The 23,039-nt window shown below is 69.8% G+C and carries 20 protein-coding genes; 9 read left to right on the top strand and 11 right to left on the bottom strand.

Going from position 1 to position 23,039, the window contains the following annotated elements:
• Positions 1-993, bottom strand: coding sequence for a PhnD/SsuA/transferrin family substrate-binding protein (locus ABD104_RS18650; protein ID WP_343928014.1), 993 nt, complete (start codon positions 991-993; stop codon positions 1-3).
• Between the two features lie 150 nt (positions 994-1,143).
• On the opposite strand from ABD104_RS18650, the gene ABD104_RS18645 reads away from it, so the two are divergent.
• Entirely contained in the window at positions 1,144-2,112 is a 969-nt protein-coding gene (locus tag ABD104_RS18645; protein WP_279819904.1) for a Bug family tripartite tricarboxylate transporter substrate binding protein, read from the top strand.
• 274 nt (positions 2,113-2,386) lie between these two features.
• On the opposite strand, the gene trxA is transcribed toward ABD104_RS18645, so the two are convergent.
• The gene (gene trxA / locus ABD104_RS18640) at positions 2,387-3,229 is read right to left on the bottom strand and encodes a thioredoxin (RefSeq protein WP_087837933.1); all 843 of its coding nucleotides are present in this window, start codon (positions 3,227-3,229) and stop codon (positions 2,387-2,389) included.
• Positions 3,230-3,320: 91 nt separating this feature from the next.
• The gene (locus ABD104_RS18635; RefSeq protein WP_279819899.1) at positions 3,321-4,250 is read right to left on the bottom strand and encodes a LysR family transcriptional regulator; all 930 of its coding nucleotides are present in this window, start codon (positions 4,248-4,250) and stop codon (positions 3,321-3,323) included.
• 109 nt (positions 4,251-4,359) lie between these two features.
• Here ABD104_RS18635 and ABD104_RS18630 point away from each other — a divergent pair, with 109 nt between their 5' ends.
• The 4 genes from ABD104_RS18630 to ABD104_RS18615 all read left to right on the top strand — a co-directional run bounded on the left by ABD104_RS18630 (position 4,360) and on the right by ABD104_RS18615 (position 8,279).
• On the top strand, positions 4,360-5,451 hold the full coding sequence (locus ABD104_RS18630) for a YeiH family protein (RefSeq protein WP_087837932.1): 1,092 nt from the start codon (positions 4,360-4,362) through the stop codon (positions 5,449-5,451).
• A 122-nt stretch (positions 5,452-5,573) separates the two neighbouring features.
• Positions 5,574-6,104 (top strand): 5-(carboxyamino)imidazole ribonucleotide mutase, encoded by a 531-nt coding sequence (purE, locus tag ABD104_RS18625; protein WP_165963163.1) that lies wholly within the window; start codon positions 5,574-5,576, stop codon positions 6,102-6,104.
• Positions 6,101-7,279 (top strand): 5-(carboxyamino)imidazole ribonucleotide synthase, encoded by a 1,179-nt coding sequence (locus ABD104_RS18620; RefSeq protein ID WP_343928013.1) that lies wholly within the window; start codon positions 6,101-6,103, stop codon positions 7,277-7,279. The genes purE and ABD104_RS18620 overlap by 4 nt, the downstream gene beginning before the upstream one ends.
• Positions 7,280-7,283: 4 nt before the next feature.
• Positions 7,284-8,279 carry an L-threonylcarbamoyladenylate synthase gene (locus tag ABD104_RS18615; RefSeq protein WP_279819890.1) on the top strand — a complete coding sequence of 332 codons (996 nt, stop codon included), beginning with the start codon at positions 7,284-7,286 and terminating at the stop codon, positions 8,277-8,279.
• Between the two features lies 1 nt (position 8,280).
• On the opposite strand, the gene ABD104_RS18610 is transcribed toward ABD104_RS18615, so the two are convergent.
• The 5 genes from ABD104_RS18610 to ABD104_RS18590 all read right to left on the bottom strand — a co-directional run bounded on the left by ABD104_RS18610 (position 8,281) and on the right by ABD104_RS18590 (position 12,072).
• The gene (locus ABD104_RS18610; protein WP_087837929.1) at positions 8,281-9,063 is read right to left on the bottom strand and encodes a hypothetical protein; all 783 of its coding nucleotides are present in this window, start codon (positions 9,061-9,063) and stop codon (positions 8,281-8,283) included.
• Positions 9,064-9,085: 22 nt separating this feature from the next.
• Positions 9,086-9,601 (bottom strand): flavin reductase family protein, encoded by a 516-nt coding sequence (locus ABD104_RS18605; protein ID WP_087837928.1) that lies wholly within the window; start codon positions 9,599-9,601, stop codon positions 9,086-9,088.
• A 66-nt stretch (positions 9,602-9,667) separates the two neighbouring features.
• On the bottom strand, positions 9,668-10,753 hold the full coding sequence (locus ABD104_RS18600; protein WP_425543348.1) for a DUF72 domain-containing protein: 1,086 nt from the start codon (positions 10,751-10,753) through the stop codon (positions 9,668-9,670).
• Positions 10,754-10,760: 7 nt separating this feature from the next.
• On the bottom strand, positions 10,761-11,396 hold the full coding sequence (gene pdxH / locus ABD104_RS18595; RefSeq protein WP_087837926.1) for a pyridoxamine 5'-phosphate oxidase: 636 nt from the start codon (positions 11,394-11,396) through the stop codon (positions 10,761-10,763).
• 31 nt (positions 11,397-11,427) lie between these two features.
• Positions 11,428-12,072, bottom strand: coding sequence for a gamma-glutamylcyclotransferase (locus ABD104_RS18590; protein WP_243724523.1), 645 nt, complete (start codon positions 12,070-12,072; stop codon positions 11,428-11,430).
• Between the two features lie 157 nt (positions 12,073-12,229).
• Between ABD104_RS18590 and ABD104_RS18585 the strand changes: the two genes are divergently transcribed.
• Entirely contained in the window at positions 12,230-13,672 is a 1,443-nt protein-coding gene (locus ABD104_RS18585) for an amidohydrolase family protein (protein ID WP_343928012.1), read from the top strand.
• Positions 13,673-13,688: 16 nt separating this feature from the next.
• Here ABD104_RS18585 and ABD104_RS18580 read toward each other — a convergent pair whose 3' ends face one another.
• The gene (locus tag ABD104_RS18580; protein WP_243724524.1) at positions 13,689-14,918 is read right to left on the bottom strand and encodes an MFS transporter; all 1,230 of its coding nucleotides are present in this window, start codon (positions 14,916-14,918) and stop codon (positions 13,689-13,691) included.
• 183 nt (positions 14,919-15,101) lie between these two features.
• Between ABD104_RS18580 and ABD104_RS18575 the strand changes: the two genes are divergently transcribed.
• The gene (locus ABD104_RS18575) at positions 15,102-15,911 is read left to right on the top strand and encodes a tRNA threonylcarbamoyladenosine dehydratase (protein ID WP_087837924.1); all 810 of its coding nucleotides are present in this window, start codon (positions 15,102-15,104) and stop codon (positions 15,909-15,911) included.
• Here ABD104_RS18575 and ABD104_RS18570 read toward each other — a convergent pair.
• Together ABD104_RS18570 and uvrA are read right to left on the bottom strand one after the other, a co-directional pair.
• Entirely contained in the window at positions 15,908-16,534 is a 627-nt protein-coding gene (locus ABD104_RS18570; protein ID WP_343928011.1) for an aminotransferase class IV, read from the bottom strand. The two genes, ABD104_RS18575 and ABD104_RS18570, sit on opposite strands and share 4 nt — an antisense overlap.
• Before the next feature lie 2 nt (positions 16,535-16,536).
• Positions 16,537-22,332, bottom strand: a complete 5,796-nt coding sequence (uvrA, locus tag ABD104_RS18565) for an excinuclease ABC subunit UvrA (RefSeq protein WP_343928010.1) — start codon at positions 22,330-22,332, stop codon at positions 16,537-16,539.
• A 142-nt stretch (positions 22,333-22,474) separates the two neighbouring features.
• Here uvrA and ABD104_RS18560 point away from each other — a divergent pair, with 142 nt between their 5' ends.
• Positions 22,475-22,777, top strand: a complete 303-nt coding sequence (locus ABD104_RS18560) for a hypothetical protein (RefSeq protein ID WP_087837921.1) — start codon at positions 22,475-22,477, stop codon at positions 22,775-22,777.
• Positions 22,778-22,848: 71 nt separating this feature from the next.
• Positions 22,849-22,977: a hypothetical protein gene (locus tag ABD104_RS18555; RefSeq protein WP_254914568.1), complete on the top strand. Its 129-nt coding sequence runs from the start codon at positions 22,849-22,851 to the stop codon at positions 22,975-22,977.
• Positions 22,978-23,039: the final 62 nt, after the last annotated feature.

The raw sequence follows: 23,039 nt of genomic DNA, 5'->3' as shown, positions 1-23,039 counted from the left end.
CTAGATGTGGACGGGGTCGAGCGTGCTGGCCGCGAACAGTTCGTCCACGCCCAGTTGGCGGACGGCCAGCCCCTGTTCGTACGAATAGCGCGTCATCGCTTCCAGCGTCTTGCGGTTGGCTTCCACGCCATAGGGCCAGAAGTCCCGGCCCATGACCGCCTCGGTCGCTTCCAGCTCGGCGGTCACCCACGGCAGCCCGATCTTCAGCGCGGTGACTTCGCGCAGGTCGCGCTCGGCGATTTCCTTGGCCTGGGCGAACGCCTTGTACAGGCTGGAGGGCAGCCACGGATGCGCCTGGGCGAGGTCCTGACGCACGCCCAGCGCGTGCATGATGGGGAACAGGCCGGTGCGGGCGTAGTACGCCTGCTCGACCGCGCGATAGTCGGGGTACAGGCGCTGCACCCGGGGGTGGCCGTCGAGCAGGCAGGAAGGCGCTCGGGCGGAGATGACGGCATCGAGTTCGCCGTTGGCCAGGAGGCTGGACAGCGAGCGGCCCTGGGGCGCGCTCGACAGCGGGAAGCCCGGCGGAAGATTGAGCGGGAACTTGTCCTTGCGGCCGTACTGTTCCAGGCCACCCTGGACCCATTCGATGTCGGCGGCCTCGATGCCGTACTCGTCCTTCAGGAAACCCCGCACCCACAGCACGGCGGACATCTGGTACTCGGGCAGGCCGATGCGCTTGCCGCGCAGGTCGGCCGCGCTGGCGATGGCGCGGTCATTGCGGATGTAGATGGCGGAGTGGCGGAAGGTGCGCGACAGGAAGACGGGCAGGGCGGCGTAGGGCGCGATGCCGCGCGACAGCGCGATCAGGAACGGACTGAAGCCGATCTCGGCGACGTCGAATTCTCCGTGGAAATAGGCGCGATGGAAACACTCTTCCACCGGCATGGGAAGGTAGTTGACCTCGCAGCCTTCGACGGTGACGCGGCCGTCCAGCAGCGGACGGACCCGGTCATAGTCCCAGGTGGCGATGGTGATGGGTAAGCGGGCCATGATGCTCCTGCGGTTCGATCATCGGCGCCCATTCTAGACCTCAAAAAATCAAAAGTATAGATTTTTGAGTTTTAGAGGTTTAGCATCGAGTCTGCGCATGCCGGACCCTCCATTCGAAAGACACGGGCGTGCGTATACGAGGAGACTTCCATGCACCGATCCATCGCGCGTTGCGCGCTCGCCGCCCTGTTCGTCTGCGCGTCCGCGGCGGCCCAGAAACCTTCCTATCCCGACCGGCCCGTGCGCGTGGTCGTGCCCTATGGGCCGGGCACGGCGCCGGACCTGATCGCGCGCGTCGTGAGCGAACAGTTGTCGCGCCAGACCGGCCAATCCTTCGTGGTCGAGAACAAACTGGGCGCCGGCGGCAAGATAGGCACCGAGGCCGTGGCCGACGCCAAGGCCGACGGCTATACGCTGCTGCTGGGCGGCAAGGACACGCACGGCATCCTGACCCATCTCTATCCCGACTGGCGCATCAAGCCCGAGAAGGACTTCGCGCCCGTCGCGCTGCTGGCCCGCATCCAGAACGTGCTGCTGGCCAGCCCCAAGCTGCCGGCCTCGAACCCGCAAGAGTTCCTGGCCCTGGCCAGGCAGAAGGAACTGCGCTATGGCACGCCCGGCGTCGGCACCAACCTGCACCTGGCCGCCGCCTACCTGCAAAGCAACTATGGGCTCAAGCTGCTGCACATCCCGTACAGCCGCAGCTTCGCCGAGGCCCTGCCGGCGCTGGCGCGCGGCGAACTGGACCTGGTGGTGGCCGGCCTGCCGCCGGCCATGCCGCTGCTCAAGGACGGCCGCATCAAGGCCATCGCCGTGACGGGCACCCAGCGTTCGCGCTTCGCGCCGGACATTCCCACCTTCGCCGAATCCGGCGTGTCGGGCCTGGAGTCGGGCGGCTGGTTCGCGCTGTTCGCCCCCACGGGCACGCCCCAGTCCGCCGTGGATGCATTGTCGAAAATGGTGGCGACCGCGCTGCGCGAGCCCGCCGTGACGGAGAAACTGTCCGGCGTCTACGCCGACCCGGCCCCCTCGTCACCCGCCGAACTGGCCAAGCTGGTCGCCGACGAAACGCAGCGCTGGGGCAAGGTCGTGGCCGAAACCGGCATAAAACTCGAATAGAAGAAGAGGACCCCCCCTACGCGCTGACGCGCGCCCCCCAGGGGGCGAAACCGGCGGACCGGCAAAGCCGGATCCGCGGTTTCCTGGGTCTAGAGAAAGTATCTTGGACTGAAGCACGGTTGCTATCGCTGGCTGCCCGCGGTAGCAACGGTGTGGCGTACCAAGAAACTGGCACTAGACCCTGGGCGCCGCGGATCCGGCTTTGCCGGTCCGCCAGCGCCGCCCCCTTGAGGGGGCCCGCGTCAGCGGGTAGGGGGTGGGCTTCCCCTGGGGGTCAGAACAATACCGTCGACAATTTCCGGCGGTACTGCGAGACCAGCTCGGGTTGGGCCGAGGCCATGTCGAAGACGGCGATCATGGTCTTGCGGCCGATCTCGTCCTGGAAGCTGCGGTCGCGCCGGACGATTTCCAGCAGTTCGTCCATCGCGCCGGCCCAGGCGCGGCGCGCGATGCGCTTGTTGGCCAGGTCCAGGCGCGCCTGCAGGTCGCCGGGGTTCTGCTGGATACGGGCCAGCAGCTCGGTTTCCTCGGGCGAATCCTGCGCCTGCTCGACCGCGTTCAGCGCGGTCTCCAGGTTGGCGTAGTGGGGGTCGGCCTTGGCCTGCGGCGTCAGCAGCGCGAACTGGGCCTTGGCGTCCTCGGGGCGGCCCGTGGTCAGCAAGAGCTCGACATAGTCCATGCGCGCCGGATCGTAGGCCGCGTCCAGGACCAGCGCCGCGCGCAGGTGCTTCTCGGCGGTGGGGACGTCCCCGGCCTGCATGGCCGCCATGGCCTGCTGGTGTTCCTGTTCGTGCGGCAGCGGCAGCAGGCGGTCGATGAAGGCGCGGATCTGGCCTTCGGGCAGTGCGCCGGTGAACTGGTCCACCGGCCGGCCGCCCAGGATGGCGACGACCAGCGGAATGCTGCGCGCCTGGAAGTGGGCGGCCAACTGCTGGTTCTCGTCGACGTTGACCTTGACCAGCTTGAAGGCGCCGCCATAGTCGCGCTCCAGCTTTTCCAGGGTCGGGGTCAGGGACCGGCAGGGGCCGCACCACGGGGCCCAGAAATCGACCAGGACCGGTTTGTCGCGCGAGGCCTGCAAGACCTCGCTTTCGAAATTGGCTAGCGTGACATCCATACCGGGAATCCTATGGCTATGAAGCGGTAAGCAAAAAGAGATTGTGCTTGATTTTTCGCTTCGGGGGGCCGCGCTGTCCGGGGCGACGCGCCTACGCCGCCGTATCCTGCGCGAAGGCCCGCAGGTAGGCCGTCAGACGCCGCACGCCGGGCGTGGCCAGCTTGCGCGCGTGGGAGATCAGGTAGAACGAGCGGTCGAGGCGCGGCAGCCCCGTGGGCAGCTCGACCAGTTCCCCGGTCGCCAGCATGTCGCTGACCACCCAGCGCGACAGGCAGGTAATGCCCAGCCCGCCCGCGGCGGCGCGCTTGATCGCTTCCGAGTTGCCGAACTCGATGCCCGACTTCATGTGGTGCAGGTGCGGGGTCAGCGCCTCGCGTATGGTCTCGCGGGTACCGGAGCCTTCCTCGCGCAGCAGCCACGTGGCGGCGCGCAGCTGGGCGGTCGAGACCCGGCCGCCCGCCGGCGGCACGATGGGGTCGCGCGCGCCGGCCACGATCACGAGTTCGTCGGTCAGCCAGGGCTCGACGGTCAGTTCGGGCTGTTCGCACGGCCCCTCGACCAGGGCCAGGTCCAGCTCGAAATTCACCACCTGGGTGGCGATGGCCAGCGTGTTGGCGATGGCGACATGAGCCGTCCATTGCGGCTGGCCGCTGTCCGCCAGGTCGCGTTGGAAGCCCGCCAGCAGGGTGGGCAGCACGTAGTTGCCGATGGTGGTGCTGGCGCCGATGCGCAGCACGCCCACGTGGCCCTGGCCGTCGCGGGCCCAGCGTTCGATCGCGGTGGCGCGGTCCAGCAGCTCGCGCGCCTGGGGCAGCAGTTCCCGGCCGTTGTCGTTGAGCACCAGGCGCTTGCCCACCCGGTCGAACAACGCCATGTCCAGGGCCCGCTCCAGGTCGTTCAGCGCCGCGCTGGTGGCGGACTGGGACAGCGCCACGGCCGCGGCGGCGGCGCTGGTGCTGCCGGTGTCGGCGACGGCGGCGAATATCTGCAATTGGCGCAGGGTCAGGCGCAGGGCTTCCATATAACTCGAATTACCGGTTTTCCAGCTTGAATATACAAAAATAAACCGTTTTGACGGATCGAAGAGCGTGCTTAGAGTGGAGGGCGTTCATTCCAGAAGTTATTAGCTTATGTCGAATTCGTCTGCTACCTCCATCGCCGCCGCCGGCCGCCCGTCTCAGGGCAAGGCCGGATTCTTCCGGCAGGCGGGCCCCGGCCTCCTCCTGGCCACGGCCATCGGGGTGGCCGCGATGGGGCTGGCGGGCTGGGAATTCTTCGCCAGCCGGGGGTTCAGCGCGCTGACGCTGGCCATCGTGCTGGGCATGCTGGTGGGCAACACCGTCTATCCGCGCATCGCCGCGCCCAGCGCGGCCGGGGTGGGGGTGGCCAAGCAGACCCTGTTGCGTGCGGGCGTCATCCTGTATGGCCTGCGCCTGACGTGGCAGGACATAGGCGGCGTCGGCGCCGCGGGCGTGGCCATCGACGCGGTCATGCTGCTGTCGACCTTCGGCCTGGCATGGCTGGTGGGCACGCGGGTGTTCAAGCTCGACCGGACGTCGGCCTGGCTGATCGGCGCCGGCGGCTCCATCTGCGGCGCGGCCGCGGTCATGGCGACCGCGCCGGTCCTGCGCGCCAAGGCCGACCAGGTCGCGGTGGCGGTCGCGACCGTGGTGGTGTTCGGCACGGTGTCGATGTTCCTCTATCCTTTCCTGTACGAACTGAACCAGCAGTGGGGCCTGATCCCGGGCGGCACGCACGGCTTCGGCGTCTACGTCGGCTCCACGGTGCACGAGGTGGCCCAGGTCATCGCCGCAGCCCGCGCGGTGGGAACCGAAGCGGCCGACACCGCCGTGATCGCCAAGATGGTGCGCGTCATGATGCTGGCTCCGTTCCTGCTGGGGCTGTCCGCCTGGCTGGCCTGGGAGTGCGCGCGCGGCAAGGCCGACGGCAAGGGCGAGGGCAGCGGCCTGTGCATTCCCTGGTTCGCCGTGGGCTTCATCGCCATGGTGGTATTCAATTCGCTGGTGTCGATTCCCGACTGGCTGATGTCGGCCGCGATCGACTTCGATACCCTGCTGCTGGCCATCGCCATGGCCGCGCTGGGGCTGACCACCCACGTCGGCGCCATCCGCCGCGCCGGCTTGCGCCCGCTGCTGCTGGCCGGGCTGCTGTTTGTCTGGCTGGTGGGCGGCGGCGCGCTGGTCAATGCGTTGATCGGCTAGGTCCTGTTGCGGGATCGCCCAAGGGGCGGGCATCCCGCTGCGGCGATGCCGTGGCGGGTTAAAATCGCGCTTTTCGACGCTCGCCCGCTGCCCCGGCACGCCGGGTGCCCGCAAGGTCCCACATGTCCAGTTCCCCTTCTTCCTCTTCTTCCCCCGAGGCGGTGCAGATCGGCATCGTCATGGGCTCCTCCAGCGACTGGGAGATCATGAAGCATGCCGTCGCCGTGCTCGACGAGTTCGGCGTGGCGCATGAAGCCCGCGTGGTGTCGGCCCACCGCATGCCGCTCGACATGGTCGAGTACGGCGCCGAGGCCACCCGCCGGGGCCTGCGCGCCATCATCGCGGGCGCCGGCGGCGCGGCCCACCTGCCGGGCATGCTGGCGGCGCTGACGCCGGTGCCGGTGTTCGGCGTGCCGGTGCCGTCCAAGTACCTGCGCGGCGAGGACTCCCTGCTTTCCATCGTGCAGATGCCCAAGGGCGTGCCGGTGGCCACCTTCGCCATCGGCGAAGCCGGGGCCGCCAACGCGGCGCTGCATGCGGTGGCCAACCTGGCCTGTACCGATCCGGCGCTGCGCAAGAAGCTCGAGGCCTTCCGTGCCCGCCAGACCGAGGCCGCGCGCGCGATGGCGCTGCCTCCGGGGGGACAGGCATGAGCGAAGGCAAGGCGAAGGCGCGCGTGGTGCAGCCGGGCGGCTGGCTGGGGCTGCTGGGCGGCGGCCAACTGGGCCGGATGTTCTGCCATGCCGCGCAAAGCATGGGGTACCGCGTGGCGGTGCTGGATCCGATCGCCGATTGTCCCGCCGGCGCGGTGGCCGACCTGCACATCCGTGCCGGCTACGACGACGAGGCCGGCCTGGCGCAACTGGCCGAGCGCTGCGCCGCCGTTACCACCGAATTCGAGAACGTCCCGGCCGCCAGCCTCGAGAAGTTGGCCCTGCGCTGCCAGGTCAGTCCGGCTGCCGGCGCGGTGGCCATCGCCCAGGACCGCATCGCCGAGAAGGGCTACATCGCCTCGATAGGCGTGCCCGTGGCGCCCTATGCCGAGATCCGCGCCGAGGCCGACATCGCCGCGGCGCCCGCCTCGCTGTATCCGGGCATCCTGAAGGCCGCGCGCCTGGGCTACGACGGCAAGGGCCAGGCCCGGGTCGAGTCGGCCGAGCAGGCGCGCGCCGCGTTCGCCTCGTTCGGCAACGTGCCCTGCGTGCTCGAGGCCAGGCTGCCGCTGGAGTTCGAAATCTCTGTCGTGGTCGCGCGCGGCTTCGACGGCGAAGTGGTGACCTATCCGGTCTCCGAGAACGTGCATCGCGACGGCATCCTGGCGATCTCGACCGTGCCGTCGCCGCGCGCTTCCGAGGACATCGTGCGCCGCGCCCGCGCCGCGGCGCTGCAGGTCGCGGCCGGGCTGGAGTATTGCGGCGTGCTGTGCGTGGAGTTCTTCGTGCTGCCGGGCGATCGCCTGATCGTCAACGAGATCGCGCCACGGCCCCACAACAGCGGCCACTACAGCATCGATGCCTGCGTCACCAGCCAGTTCGAGCAGCAGGTACGGGTGCTGGCGGGCCAGCCGCTGGGGTCGTCCGATGCGCTGGCCGCGTCGGTCATGCTCAACATCCTGGGCGACATCTGGTTCCAGGCGGGCGAACAGGCCGCCGAACCGGCCTGGGGCCGGGCCCTGCAGGCATCCACCGCCAAGCTGCACCTGTACGGCAAGACCGAGGCACGGCGCGGCCGCAAGATGGGCCACGTGACCTGCCTGGGCGCGGACCGCGCGCAGGCCGAGCGCAGTGCCGCGCAGGTGGCGGCGGCGCTGGGCATCGCCTATCCGTAGCCGCATGAGCGCGCGCATCCTGCCGCCCACGCCGGAAGCCATCGCGCAAGCGGTGGCGCTGCTCCAGGCCGGACAACTGGTGGGCATGCCCACCGAGACGGTCTACGGCCTGGCCGCCGATGCCTCGGACGCCGAGGCGGTGGCGCGCATCTTCGCCGCCAAGGGCCGGCCCAACGACCATCCCGTCATCGTGCACGTCGCGGCCGGCGCCGACCTGTCGCGCTGGGCCGCCAGCATTCCGGAGGCCGCCCGCCGGCTGATGGACGCATTCTGGCCCGGGCCGCTGACGCTGATCCTGCCGCGCGCCGCCGGGGTGCTGGATGCCGTCACGGGCGGGCAGGACACGGTCGGGCTGCGCTGTCCCTCGCATCCGGCCGCGCAGGCCCTCCTGGCCGCGTTCGGCGGCGGCCTGGCCGCGCCGTCGGCCAACCGCTTCGGCCGGGTCAGCCCGACCACGGCGGCTCACGTGGCCGACGAGTTCGGCGACGCGGTGCCGCTGGTGCTGGACGGCGGGCCCTGCGAAGTCGGCATCGAGTCGACCATCGTCGACGTCTCCACCCAGATCCCCATCCTGCTGCGTCCGGGCCATGTCTCGGCCCTGGCCCTGTCCGAGGTGCTGGGCAGCCCCGTGCTGACCCGCGCCCAGATGGACGCGCAACGCCCGGTGCCGCGCGTATCGGGATCGCTGTCGGCGCACTATGCGCCGCGCACGCCGCTCAGGCTGGTCGACGCCGGCCGGCTCGCGGACGAGATCGCCGCCGAGGCGGCGCGTGGCCGCTCGGCGGGGGTCTGGTCCCGCCAGGATCCGGGCGGCGCGGCCTGCTGGCTAGAGGCGCCCGCCGATCCCGAACGCTATGCGCAGGCGCTGTACGCGACCCTGCGCGAACTGGACGGCAAGGGAGTGGATGTCCTGCTGTTCGAGCAGCCGCCCGCGGCGCCCGCCTGGACGGCGGTGCGCGACCGCCTGGGACGGGCGGCCGTGGGGTCGGGCGAGGCCTGATCTACTGCTTGCGCGCGTAGGCGAACCAGCCCGCCGACTGGCCGCTGTTGGTCGCCATGATCAGCAGCAGCGGCTGCTTGTCCTTTTCCGTCAACCGTATCGCCACGCCCTGCATGCTGGCGCCCGCGTGCTGGCTCAGGCAGTTCGTGGCGCTGCCGAACGAGAAGGTCGTGGTCGCGTAGTTCTTGCCCGAGGAAGCCCTGGCCAGCGCGCCGTTGATGTTGCAGGTGTCCGGCCGGCCGCTGATGGACGAGCGGGCCGAGAAATCGCCATTGGACTGCACGGTGATCGTGACGGCGGAACTGGTGCTGTCGCGGCCCGTCCACGTTCCGGCGTAGTTGGCCAGGTCGAAGGCATCGTTGTACTGGCTGTTGAAGCTGGACGTGAAGGTCACGTTCTGGCCCAGGTTGCCGTCGAAGCTGGACGCGCTGGTGACCGTCCCGGTCAGGTTGGCCGTCTCGACCGTGGTGTCGCCGGTGCCGAAGGTCTTGCCCGTGCCGGTGAAGGCCTTGCCGTTCAGGGACCCGGTGCCGCGGGTCATGCGCCGCACCTGGCTGAAGCCCTCGCTCCAGGACATGGCCCACAGTTCGTTGCTGGGCGTGACCAGCATGCTCAGCGACAAGGTGTCGCTGGTGAGGTTGCCGGTCCAGATGCCCTGGGCGTCGCTGTTGCCCCCGCCGCCTCCACCGCCGCCGCCGCTGTCATCGTCGGACGAGCCGAAATAGCCGTTGCAGGCGGTCAGGGACAGGGCGCAGAGCAGGGCGAGGACGGTGCGACGATGCATGGAAAGCCTGGCGGTCATGGGGTCAAGGAGTCTTGCGCGTGCGCTGCGGCGTCAGGTCGAAGCCTCCGGCATGGAACACCAGCGGCATGGCATCGGTGTGACCGCAATGCTCGACTTCGCCGACGAAGATGCAGTGATCGCCTTCGCGGTACCTGCTGCGGTTATAGCATTCGAACCACGCCGTGCAACCGTCTATCAGCGGGGCGCCATGCCTGCCGGGCCGCCAGGTGACGTGCGCGTAGCGGTCGGCGGCATGGCCGCGCGTGGCGAAGCGCCGGGCGACGTCGATCTGGTCGGCCGCCAGCACGTTCACCGCGTAATGGCTGGCCGCTTCGAGGGCCTGCAGGGATCCGGAGGTGAGCGACAGGCTCCACAGCACCAGCGGCGGCGATAGCGACACCGAATTGAATGAACTGACCGTCAGGCCGACAGGATGGCCGTCGGGGCCCATGGCGGTGACGACCGTCACGCCGGTGGCGAAGCGGCCCAGGGCGGAGCGGAAGGCGGTGGAGTCGAAGTCCGGAAGAGCTGCGGGCATCCAGGGGGGAGGGCTGACGCACCCAGGTCGCGGGTTGCGTGGCTGATGTTGCTGTAATCCCTCATTCTATCCGGGCGGCGCGGAGCGTGTCGCGATTTCCCTTGCCAGCAGCTCGAGCGTCAGGGGCGCGCTGCCCTCGGCCTTGTTGTTGGCCACGATCCAGGCCGGCTGGCCCGCGGCGTGGGCGGCCAGCGCGGCTTCGGCCAGGACCCGCCGCGTTTCGGGATCCTGGACCTGGATCTTGTCGAAGGGCGAGAAGCGCGCCTTGGCCGCTTCGTAGCGCTGGCCCGCCAGCAGGCTCCAGCGCACCACCAGCGGGCCGGGGCCGGTCGCCGCCACGGCCTGCATCTGGCGCGCCGCCGACGGCATCCGCGCATGGATGGCGACGCAGTAGCGCACGCCGCGCTCCGCCAGCATCTTCATCATGCGCGGCGTGACCGCCTGCGGGTCGCGGAACTCCACCGCGTAGAACGGGCGTTCGTGGCCCTGCGAGGCGGGCAGCGCAGGCAGTGCGGCCAGGAACGCCGACAGGCGGGCGACCCAGCCGGCGGGATCGCCCAGGATCTCGGGGGGCAGCGGCGAGAACTGGAACACCAGCGGGCCCGCCTTCGTGCCCAGGCCCTCCAGGCAGGGCGTCACGAAATGGTCGGTGGCCAGCACCGGGTTCAGGAAGCTGGGATTGGGGCCGGCCGGCACGCCGCGATCGTCGCGCAGGACGGCGTCGGTCACCAGGTTGGGCGCCTTGACGACGAAGCGAAAACCCGTGGGCACCTGGTTCGCGTAGTGGGCGTACTGTTCGGCGGTCAGCGGCGCGTAGAAGGTGCGGTCCAGGCTGACGCTATTGAGCAGCGGATGGGACGAGTAGGCCGGCAGGCCTTCGCGCGACAGCAGCGATTCGCTGGCCTTGGCGCCGTAGACGATGCCATTCCAGCCGGCGAAGGCCCAGGACGAGGTTCCCAGGTGCAACTGTGCGGGCATCGCGGCGCCGAGCTGGCGCAGCGCGTCGGGATGCTCGGCGGCGGGAATCGTCCTGGCCCGGCCCTTGGCCTTGGCGGGCGGCCTGGCGGGCGCGTCGTCGAAGAACGAGCGCTGCGCGCCGTTCTCGTCGTCCGCCGGCTCGTCCGGACCGGGAGACTGGTCCTGCGGGGTCATGCGGCGATCAAGGCGCCAGGCGCACGATGCGCCAGCCCCCTGCGGCCAGAGGACGATAGACCAGCCGGTCGTGCAGGCGCGACGGCCGGCCCTGCCAGAACTCGATAGAGTCCGGCACCACGCGGTATCCGCCCCAATGGGCGGGGCGCGGAGGATGCTCGCCCAGCTCGGCCCGCAATTGCGTCTCCCGCGCGCGCAGCACGTCGCGGTCGGGGATTTCGGTGCTCTGGTCCGAGGCCCAGGCGCCGATGCGCGAGGCCAGCGGCCGGCTGTGGAAATAGGTGTCCGACTCCTGGTCCGAGGTCCGTTCCACCCGGCCCTCGATACGGATCTGCCGTTCGTGGACGGGCCAGAAGAACAGCAGGCTGGCATAGGGCAGGTGGGCCAGGTCCCGGCCCTTGCGCGATTGGTAGTTGGTATAGAACACGAAGCCGCGTTCGTCGTAGCCCTTGAGCAGCACGGTGCGCGCGGCCGGGCGGCCGCGTTCGTCCACGGTGGCCAGCGTCATGGCATTGGGGTCGGGCAACTGGTCGGTGACGGCGCGGCCGAACCAGGCTCCGAACAATTCGAACGGCGAGGCGGGAGCGTCGGCTTCCAGCAAGGCGCCCTGCTGGTAGTTCTGGCGGATGTCGGCGATGGACATGGTCGGCGGAAAGAAAAGACTACAGCCCTCACTATACCGGGTCGCCGCCGCCGTCCTCGCCCGTGGCGGCCAGGCGGCGCGCCAGGCGTTCCAGCGCGCGATCGCGTATCCCGTGGGTGCGCAGCGCCCGCGCGGTGTCCAGCACGTAGTCCACGCAGGCGCCGTAGCGCCCGTGGCCCCGGCGGATGGCAGCCAGCAGCTCCGTTTCCTGCAGGCCGCCGGCATAGCCCGTGCCGCGCCGGTCGATCACGAAGGCCAGCGCGTCGACGGGCCCCTGGGCGGTCTCGCAACGCAGCCAGCGGGGCAGGTAGGAACCCATCATCATCTCGCGTTCCCACAAGACCGCGAAGACGGGCCGGACGTCGGCGGCGGCGATGCGCAGCACGAAGCCCCGGCAACTGCCGCCCCGGTTCAGGCCGAATACCAGGCCCGGTGCGGACACCGTTCCCCGGTTGATGCGCGACCACAGGCACAGCGAACGGTGGTAGCCGCGCACGACCGCCTGGCGCCGTTCCTGCAGGGGGAAGCCGGCGTTCCAGATGAGCGAGCCATAGGCGTACAGCCAGACGTCGTCGCCCGGGCGCCAGGCGCTCAGGGCCGCGTCCATGGAAGCCTGGCGCTGGGCTTCGGTAAGCAGCAACGGGTGGTATTCGGGGGGAAACGTCTCGGGGGACACGCGGTGTTCGAAAAGGCGGCAGACGCCTTCATTTTAGGGCCGCCCGCGCCGGCCCGGCGGCGGGCTGGGGGAAACGATAGGATGTCCATTTGCAATCGATAGCATTATAAATGCTATCGATTGCAAATCATTCTTATAGACAAAAAAAGGAGAGGAGATGGAACGCAGGAGCTTCATGAAGGCCGCCGCCGGCGCGGCCACCGTCTGGCCGGCCTGGGCGGCAGCCGCCCCTGCGGCGGATCGCCCCGCCCGGCGCGATTTCCTGGTGCGCGGCGGGTATGTGGTTTCCATGGACGCCCGCCTGGGCGACATGCCGATGGCCGACGTCCTGGTCGTGGATGGCCGCATCGCCGAGGTCGGCCGCAACCTGTCCGCGCCGTCGGGCGCCGCGGTCATCGACGGCACCGGCATGATCGTGTCGCCCGGATTCGTGAACGGCCACATCCACCTTGCCCAGACCATGCAGCGCGGCGTGTCCACGGAACATACCTTCGCGGACTACTACAGCACGCTGGTGCTCAAGTATTCCAACCGCATGAGCCCGGACGACGTGCGGCTGGCGGAGTACGTGGGCGCGCTGGAGCAGATGTCGCTGGGCACCACCACGTTGATGGACTGGAACCGCGAGGCCATGACGCCCGAGCATGCGGAAGCGGCGGTGGACGGCCTGCTGGATTCCGGCGTGCGGGCCATCTTCGCCTACACCATCGCCGCCCGTACGCCGCAGGGCTCGGACGCGCCGCTGCGCCGCATGCTGGAGCACGCCCGTTCGCTGCGCGTGGGGCGGCTGTCGTCCGACCAGGGGCGCGTGATGCTGGGAGCCTGCCTGCCCGGGCCCGACTTCATGCCGCTGGAGCCCGCCTTCGCCGACATGCGCATGCTGCGCGACCTGCAGGTACTGACGTCCTTCCATTGCGCGGCGCCCATCTACGCGCAGCGCAAGAAGGGGCTGATCGCCACGCTGGCGCAGCAAGGCCTCCTGGACGGCAGGCTGCAACTGGTGCACGCCAACGACCTGGATGCCGGCGAGTTCAGGCTGGCGGCGGACCAGGGCGCCTGCCTGGTCAGCACCCCCGAGGCGGAACTGCACTGCGGCCACGGGCATCCGGCAATCTGGAAGGCCGCGCGCGGCCGCATGCCTGTCAGCCTGGGAACGGACATCCCGTCGGCCTTCGGCGGCGGCATGATGACGCAGATGCGCACCGCCCTGGCCGCCGAGATCGCGCGCCTGAACGCGCAGTCCTTCGCCGAGACGGGCAAGGCGCCGGCCGCCAAGGCGGTGTCGGCGCGCGACATGCTGGGCCTGGCGACGGCCGATGGCGCAAAGGCGCTGGGGCTGGGCGACGTGACGGGCTCCATCACCCCGGGCAAGCGGGCCGACCTGCTGCTGATCCGCAGCGACAGCGTCGCGACCGCCCCCATGCTGGATCCGGTCGGCACCCTGGTCCTGCAGGCGACGCCCGCCGATATCGATACGGTCATCGTCGACGGCCGCGTGGTGAAGACCGGCGGCCGCATGGTCGATCCCAGGATCGAGCCGGCGGCGCGCGAACTGCGGCAGCGTGCCCTGCGCATGGTGCAACGAGCCCAGCAGGCCTAGGCGCGGGCCTGGCGCCTCAGTTGGCCGGGCCGCGCCGCGTGGCCACGGGGCGCTTGGGCGAGCGGTTGAAGATGCCGCCCGCCAGCAGGCAGGCGGCCACGGTCCAGAAGGGCAGTCCCAGGCCGGCCAGCGCGCTCAGGCTGCCGAAGGCCAGCGGCAGCACGAACTGGCCGCCGTTGATGGTCGCCATGCGCAGCCCCAGCGCCTCGGCGGCGCGGCCGGGCGGCGCATGCGTGTGCAGCAGCGCCAGCAGGCTGGGCTGGCCGCTGCCCAGCGCCAGGCCCAGCAGGAAGGCCAGCATGATCAGGATGGGAACGTCGCGGAAGAACGGGTACAGCACGTAGACCGCGCTGGCGGTGAACATGGCGGTGCGCAGCAGGGTCCAGGGCGCCATGCGCCGCTGTATCCACGGCAGCAGCATGCGGATGACGAAGGTGGCCACGGCGAAGGCGGACAGGATGACGCCTATGGTCGTGGCCGACAGGCCGATCGAGGCGCCGAAGATCGGCACCATGAAGGAATTCAGGTCCCAGGCGCCCGACAACAGGGCCGTGGCGATCAACACGCGGCGCAGCGTGGGACTGGCCAGCAGGTCGCTGACCTGTTCGCGCGAGGCCGGCCGGGTGTTGCCGGCGGCGCGCGGCAGCCGGTGCTGCTGCCGCAGCAGCAATCCCAGCGCGCCCAGCTGGCACAGCAGCAGCACGCCGAAGGCCCAGCGCACGCCCAGGTGGTCGATGGACAGGCCGGCCACCAGCGGGCCGCCGAAGCCGGAAATCGACAGCGACAGGGACAGGCGCGAGAAATTCAGGATGCGCCGGTCGGGCGTGGCATGGATGCCCATGACGTTCTGCACCGCGATCTGGCACACCATGCAGCCTATGCCGGTCAGGCAGCTGGACAGGAACAGCACCTGCGTGCGGGGCAGGAGAAAGGGCAGCAGACTGCCCGCGATCAGCAGGCCCACGCCCATGCGCAGCGGGCGCCGCGCGCCGATGTGGTCGACCCAGCGGCCGGTGTGGACCGACAACAGCATGGGGACCAGCGCGAACAGCGCCATCAGCACGCCCACGGTGAAACTGGAGGCGCCCTGCGCCAGCGCGCCCAGCGAGACCGTCACCCGGCCGCCGGTCAGCGCCATGTGGCTCAGGATCGCCAGCGTGCAGAAGACGGCGACACCGCGGTCGTCGAGCGGCGCGGCGTGCGGCTCGGGGGCGGGGGCGTCCTGGCGCGGCGTGGGTGCAGGCAAGATGGGAGGGGGCGGGAAAAATGTCGCCGTGGTCTCGCGGCAGTTTCTTGTGGTGGGTCCATTCTAACCCCCGGGGCCCGCGAAGAGGGCGGTCCGGCGGGCTGCTAACATCGGAGCCGTCTTCGTTCCGGCCGCGCGCGCCGTTCCCATGCCTTCTCGCCTTCCCCTTCCGGAGTTTCCGTCATGAGCTGCGACATCGACAGCGAGCGCCGCTTCGGCGGGCTGGACCGCCTGTACGGGGCGGGCGCCCTGGACGCGCTGCGCGCCGCGCGCGCCACCGTGGTGGGGCTGGGCGGGGTGGGATCGTGGGCGGCCGAGGCGCTGGCCCGCAGCGGTATCGGCACGCTGACGCTGATCGACCTGGACCACATCGCCGAATCCAACATCAACCGCCAGGTCCATGCCCTGGGCCGCACGCTGGGGCAGTCCAAGGTCGAGGCCATGGCCGACCGCATCCGCGACATCTCCCCGCAGTGCGTGCTGAACCTGGTCGACGATTTCCTCGATCCCGGCAATGTCGCGCGGCTGCTGGCGGACGAGGCCAGCGTAGTGCTGGATTGCACCGACCAGGTGTCGGCCAAGATCGCCATGATCCTGCATGTCCGGCGCAGCGGCGCGCCGTTGGTGGTGTGCGGCGGGGCGGGCGGCAAGACGGATCCCCTGGCGCTGCGCGCGGGCGACCTGTCGGAAGCGGTCAACGACGCGCTGCTGGCCAAGATCCGCAACCAGCTCCGGCGCCAGCACGGCTATCCCAAGGCATCGACCGCCGCGGGCAAGCCGGCGCGCCGGGTGCCGAAGATGAAGGTGCGTTCCCTGTGGGTGGACCAGCCCGCGCGGCTTCCGGCGGCCTGGTCCCAGGACGTGGACGCGCCGGCCGGGGCGCCGCAGGGCCTGTCCTGCGCGGGCTACGGCTCGGCGGTCACCGTGACCGCCGCCATGGGGCTGGCGGCGGCGCATGAGGTGCTGCGGGTGGTGTTTCCGGCGGCGCGCTAATCCAGGATCACGTCGAACCAGCCGCGCAGGGCGTTGGACAGCCGCAGCCCCTGCGCCCGGCCCAGGTCGGCGCGCGTCACCACGGCTTCTTCCACCTTTTCCTCGTCCAGCAGCGCGGCGCGCTGCACGCCGGGCAAGAGGCCGCAGGATACCGGCGGCGTGACCCAGCGGCCGTCCAGCAGCAGATGGACGTTGGTGCGGCTGCCTTCGCACAGCTCGTCGCGTTCGTTCAGGTACAGCAGGTCGAAGTGGTCGGGGTGGCCGGCCAGCCAGGCCGCCGCGCTTTCGTACCAGGGCCGCCACGTGGTCTTGTGGCGCAGGAGCGCCGTGCCCGAGTCCAGGCGTTCGGGGGCGAGCGCCACGCGGGGGCGGGGCGGCAGCGGCGGCAGCGCCGAGGCCTCGACCTCGACGCTGCCGTTGTCCGCGATGAGCACGCGCATGCGATGCCCGACGCCTTCGGGCAGCCCGGCGGCGGCCCGGGCGATGGCCCGCTGCACCGCGTCCACCGACCAGTGGTAGGCCAGTTCGGAGCACGAGGCGCCGAGCCGCTCCAGGTGCCAGGGCAGCAGCGGCATGCGGCCGTCGTCCTCGACCCGGATGGTTTCGATCAACTGCGGCCGCATGCTCAGGACGCCTTGGCGGCCGCTTCCTGCGGCACCATGAACTCGGCCAGCACCCGGCCGGTATGCGAGCGCGCGCGCTGCGCCATGACGTGTTCGGGCGTGCCCTGCACGACCACCTGGCCGCCCTCGTTGCCGCCCTCGGGACCCATGTCCAGCAGCCAGTCGGCCTCGGCGATGACGTCGAGATTGTGCTCGATCACCACCACCGTGTTGCCGGCGTCCACCAGCCGGTGCAGCACGCGTATCAGCTTTTCCACGTCCGCCATGGACAGGCCCACGGTGGGTTCGTCCAGCACGTACAGCGTGTGCGGCGCCTTGTAGGCGCGGCCGGTGCGCATCGTGCCTTCGTCCAGCCTGGCCTTGGCCAGCTCGGTCACCAGCTTGATGCGCTGCGCCTCGCCGCCCGACAGCGTGGGCGAGGGCTGGCCCAGCGTCAGGTAGCCCAGCCCCACGCTCTGCAGCAGTTGCAGCGGGTTCAGGATGGACGGATGGGCGGCGAAGTATTCGACGGCATCGTCGATTTCCATCGCCAGCACCTCGCCCACGCTCTTGCCGCGCAGGTGCACGGCCAGGGTCTCGCGGTTGAAGCGCGCGCCGTTGCAGGCGTCGCAGGGCACCTTCACGTCCGGCAGGAAGTTCATCTCGATGGTGCGCATGCCCTGGCCTTCGCAGACCGGGCAACGTCCCTCGCCGGTGTTGAAGCTGAAGCGCCCGGCGGTCCAGCCGCGCATGCGCGCCTCCATCGTGTCGGCGAACTGCTTGCGGATGGTGTCCCAGAAGCCCACGTAGGTGGCGGGGCAGGAGCGCGGCGTCTTGCCGATGGGGGTCTGGTCGACCTCCAGCACGCGGTCGATGCCTTTCCAGCCATCGATGCCGGCGCAGCCGGTCCAGCCGCTCTGCCCGGCGGCGTCCTTGCCCACGCGGCGTTGCAGGTTGTCCAGCAGCACGTCGCGCGCCAGCGTCGACTTGCCCGAGCCCGACACGCCGGTCACGACGGTCAGCCGGCCGACGGGGAAGCTGGCGTCGACGTCGCGCAGGTTGTGCAGGCGCGCCTTGCGCACCGCGATGCGCGGCGTGTCGTCGCCCACCGGGCGCCGGGGCTGGAGCGGATGCTGCAGGGGATGGGCCAGGTACTTGCCCGTCAGCGACGCGGGATTGGCGATGATGTCCTGCACCCGGCCCTGGGCGACCACGGTGCCGCCCCGCACCCCGGCGCCCGGGCCGATGTCGATCACGTGGGCGGCGCGCCGGATGGTGTCCTCGTCGTGCTCGACCACCACCAGCGTGTTGCCCTTGCCTTCCAGCCGCGACAGCGCGTTCAGCAGGATGCGGTTGTCGCGCGGGTGCAGGCCGATGGTCGGTTCGTCCAGCACGTAGCACACGCCCTGCAGGTTGGAGCCCAGCTGCGCGGCCAGGCGGATGCGCTGGGCCTCGCCGCCGGACAGCGTCGGCGCGGCGCGGTCCAGCGCCAGGTAGCCCAGGCCGACTTCTTCCAGAAACTCCAGCCGGCTGCGCAGCTCGGCCAGGATGTCCCGCGCGATGTCGGCCTCGCGGCCCGAGGTTTCCAGGTCGCGGAAGAAGGCGCCGGCATCGCGCACGGCCAGCGACGACAATTGCGCGATGGAGCGATCGCGCCAGCGCACCGCCAGCGCGTTGCGGTTCAGGCGCTGCCCGTGGCAATCGCCGCAGGGCTGGACCTCGCCTTCGTACCAGGCGTTCCAAGCGGTTTCCTCGCCGGTCTGCTCGGCGTCGAAGCCCTGCAGCTTGACGCCGGTGCCGAAGCAGGACGGGCACCAGCCGTGCTTGGAGTTGTACGAGAACATGCGCGGATCGGGCTCGGGGAAGCTCAGGCCGCACGAGGGGCAGGCGCGCTTGACCGAGAACACGCGTTGTTCCAGGTCGGGCGCCGGCGCCTCGACGCCGCTGGCCATCTCCACGCGCAGCTTCTGCAGTGGCCAGGCCACGCTCATCACGCCATGGCCGTGTTCCAGCGCCTCGTGCACGGCGGCCCGCAGCGCGGCCTCGTTGGCCGGATCGACCACCAGGTCGGCCACCGGCAGGTCGATGTCGTGTTCCTTGAAGCGGTCCAGCCGGGGCCACTTCGCGGTCGGGATGAAGGCGCCGTCCACGCGCAGGTGGGTGTAGCCCTTGTTCGACGCCCACTTGGCCAGGTCGGTGTAATAGCCCTTGCGCGCGCTGACCAGCGGCGCCAGCACGCCTATGTGCTGGCCCTTGAGCTCGCGCATGATGCGGCTGACGATCAGATCGAAGGTCTGGGGCTCGACCGGGATGTCGCAATTGGGGCAGTACTGGGTACCCAGCTTCATGTACAGCAGGCGCATGAAGTGATGGGTCTCGGTCATCGTGGCCACGGTCGACTTGCGGCCGCCGCGGCTGGTGCGCTGCTCGATCGCCACGGTGGGCGGGATGCCGAAGATGGCGTCCACGTCCGGCTTGCCCGCCGGCTGGACGATGGAGCGCGCGTACGCGTTCAGCGATTCCAGGTAGCGGCGCTGCCCCTCGTTGAACAGGATGTCGAAGGCCAGCGTCGACTTGCCCGAGCCCGACACGCCGGTGATGACCGTGAAGGTGTTGCGCGGGATCTCGACGTCGACGTTCTTCAGGTTGTGCTCGCGGGCATTCTTGATCTCGATCGCGCGCGCGGCGTGGCGGCGGCGGGACAGCAGGTTCTGCAGCGGCACGCCCGCGGGCTCGTCGTTGCGCGCCACCACATAGGGTTCGAAGCGCTCGGCCACGGCGGTTGCCGGCGCGGCGGCCGCGGCCTGGGCGTCGGCCAGGCTGCCGATCTCGGCTTCGTATTCCCGCAGCGCGCGGCCGGTGTGCGAGGCCGGGTGGTCCATGATGGCCTGCGGCGTGCCGGTGGCCAGGATTTCCCCGCCGGCGTCGCCGCCTTCCGGACCCAGGTCGATCAGCCAGTCCGAGGCCCGGATCACGTCCAGGTTGTGTTCGATCACGACCAGCGTGTGGCCGGCCGCCAGCAGCTTGCGGAAGGCGCCCATCAGGCGCGAGATGTCGTCGAAGTGCAGGCCGGTCGTGGGCTCGTCGAACAGGAACAGGCTGCCTTTCTTCGACAGTTTGGCGCCGATGGTGGAAATGCCCGAGCGCGCCGCCTCGGCCAGGTGGCCGGCCAGCTTCAGGCGCTGGGCCTCGCCGCCCGACAGGGTCGGCACCGGCTGGCCCAGGCGCACGTATTCCAGGCCCACGTCGGCCAGCGGCGCCAGGCCGTACTGGATGTCGCGCTCGCCCTCGAAGAAGTCCAGGGCCTCGGTCACGGTCATTTCCAGCACGTCGGAGATCGAGGCCGCCCGGCCCTTGCGCTCGATGGTGACCTCGCGGATCTCGGGCCGGAAACGGGTGCCGTCGCAGTCGGGGCAGCGCAGGTACACGTCGGACAGGAACTGCATCTCGACGTGCTCGAAGCCGGTGCCGCCGCAGGTCGGGCAGCGGCCGTCGCCGGCGTTGAAGCTGAACATGCCGGCCGTGTAGTCGCGCTCCTTGGACAGCCGCGCCTGCGCGAACAGCTTGCGCACGCCGTCGAACGCGCCCACGTAGCTGGCCGGGTTGGAGCGGGCCGTCTTGCCGATGGGGGACTGGTCGACCATGACCACCTCGGTGATCCAGTCGTCGCCCAGGATGCGGTCGTGCGCGCCGGCGGCCTCGGTGGGCTTGCCCTTGAGCTTGAGCAGGGCGGGGTAGAGCACGTCCTGGATCAGCGTCGACTTGCCCGATCCCGACACGCCCGTCACGCACACCAGGCGCCCCAGCGGGAACTCCACCGTCACGTTCTTCAGGTTGTGTTCGCGCGCGCCCTCGACGATCAGCCGGGGCGTGTTGGCGTTGACCGGCATGGGACGCGGGGCCGCCACGTGGCGGCGGCCCGACAGGTAGTCGCCGGTCAGCGTCTGCGCCTTGCGCAATTGCGCCGGCGAACCGTTGAAGACGATGTTGCCGCCGCGCTCGCCCGGCCCCGGGCCGATGTCGATGACGCGGTCGGCCGCCAGCATGACCTGCGGATCGTGTTCCACCACCACCAGCGAGTTGCCCGCGTCGCGCAGCCGGTGCATGACCTCGACGATGCGGTTCATGTCGCGCGGATGCAGGCCGATGGACGGCTCGTCCAGCACGAACAGGGTGTTGACCAGGGACGTTCCCAGCGCGGTGGTCAGGTTGATCCGCTGCACTTCGCCGCCCGACAGGGTGCGGCTCTGGCGGTCCAGCGTCAGGTAGCCCAGGCCCACGTCGCACAGGAACTTCAGCCGCGCGCGCACTTCCTGCAGCAGCAGTTCGGTGGCCGCATCCATCACGCCCTCGAAGTGCAGGGCGTCGCAGAAGGCGCGCACCCGCTCGATGGGCAGCAGCATCAGGTCATGGATGGACAGTCCCGGCAGGGCCGCCAGGGTGGCGTTGCTCCAGGACACGTTCACCGGCCGGAAGCGGGTATAGCGCCCGTCGGACTCGGGCAGCACCTGGTCGGCCTCGGCCTTGGTGCCCACCCGCCACAGCAGCGAGTCGGGCTTGAGGCGGGCGCCGTTGCAGGCCGTGCACGGCGTGTACGCGCGATACTTCGACAGCAGCACGCGGATGTGCATCTTGTAGGCCTTGGTCTCCAGCCAGTCGAAGAAGCGCTTCACGCCGTACCACTGGTGTTTCCAGGCGTCGTTGCCGCCCTTCCAGTCGGGCGTGCCCTGCAGCACCCACTCGCGCTGGGCCTCGGTCAGCTTGCGCCAGGGTACGTCCAGGGGGATGCCTGCGCGGGCGGCGTATTTCACCAGGTCGTCCTGGCATTCCTTGTAGCTGGCGGTCTGCCAGGGGCGGATGGCGCCCCCGCGCAGGGTCTTGCTCTCGTCGGGGATGATCAGGCCGTAGTCCACGCCTATCACCCGGCCGAAGCCGCGGCAGGCCTCGCAGGCACCCAGCGGCGAATTGAACGAGAACGAGCTGGGGGTCGGGGTGGAATAGGCGATGTCGCAGTCGGCGCAATGGATTTCGTCGCTGAACTTCCACAGCGCGGTTTCCTGGCCTTCCTCGTCCACCACGCGCACGTCCACCCGGCCGGCTCCCAGCCGCAGGCCGGCGTCCAGCGCCTCCATCACCCGCGCCCGCTCGACATTGCCGAAACGGAACCGGTCCTGGACCACGTCCAGCAGTTGCACCGCGTTCTTGCCGGTGCCGACCTTGCGCTTGGCGTGCACCCGCGTGTAGCCCTGGCGTTCCAGGAAGCCGCGGATCTCGTCCTCGCTGTAGTTGGCCGGCACCTGGACCGGGAAGGTCACGACCAGACGCGGGTCGCCGGCTTCGGCCGAGCGGCGGGCCAGCGACGCGTGGATGGAATCGGGCGTGTCCTTTTGCACCGGCCGTGCGCACTGGCGGCAGAACAGCCGGCCGGCCCGCGCGTACAGCAGCTTCAGGTGGTCGTTCAGCTCGGTCATGGTGCCGACCGTGCTGCGCGACGTGCGCACCGGATTGGTCTGGTCGATCGCGATGGCCGGCGGGATGCCCTCGATGCGGTCGACCTGCGGCTTGTCCATGCGATCCAGGAACTGGCGCGCGTACGGCGAGAAGGTCTCGACGTAGCGGCGCTGGCCTTCGGCGTACAGCGTGTCGAAGACCAGCGAACTCTTGCCCGAGCCGGAAACACCGGTCACCACCACGAGTTCGTTGGTGGGGATGGTCAGGCTCAGGTTCTTCAGGTTGTTCTGGCGCGCGCCAACCACCCGGATCTCGGGTTCGGCGGCGGTTTCCTGGGGGGCATCGGGGGAGTTGGGGGCGGAGGACATCGTTCGTTTCACGTGCCGGAAGAAGGCCGGCGATTCTTCAATCGTAGCCGTTTAGCGGATGCTGCGAAAATCGCAACGTTTGACAAGATTGGGTAACAGGAAGGTACGGCGGCAAAAGGGCGGCCGGGTTACGATATTGCTTATGAGCAAGCGCAAATCCTCACCTCTGGACCTGTTGGGAGCCGAGGCCGGGATGTACATCCCGCCGCCCACGCTCGGCGACGTCCCGCCTCCGCCGCGCAGCCTGCGCGTGGCGGTGCTGGTCGCCATCGCGCTTGCCCTGACGGTCGGCACCATCGCCGTCCATACCATTCCCGAAGTCGGCCATACCTGGCGGGTCGTTTCGCACCAGACCGAAAAGGCCCTGGGGCGGGTTCTGGGCAAGGCCGAGCAGAAAACGACGGAAGTCGTCGGCGGTGTCGCCGGCGGCGCGGTCCAGCATTGAACGGCTTGACGGAAACGGAAGAAAATCCGCTAGAATAGCGGGTTAGCCGGATTCAATGACTGGAGATCGACATGGCGGAAAAGAAACGCACGCGCCGCAACACCCTTGAGCGCCGTTGCCTGGGCAAGCCCTTCAAACGTCTTTTTGTTGGGGCGCCGAAGGGTATTTTCAAGATGCTCGAGAAAGTTAAGCGGGCTTGATGGTTTAGTCCCCCTACGCGCTTACGCGCGTCCGGCATGGTGAGCCCCCAGCCGCTACGCGG

Source organism: Pigmentiphaga daeguensis (assembly GCF_039523035.1).
In the GTDB taxonomy this organism is placed as follows: Bacteria; Pseudomonadota; Gammaproteobacteria; order Burkholderiales; family Burkholderiaceae_B; genus Pigmentiphaga; species Pigmentiphaga daeguensis.
This window is presented reverse-complemented; position numbering and strand designations above follow the sequence as displayed.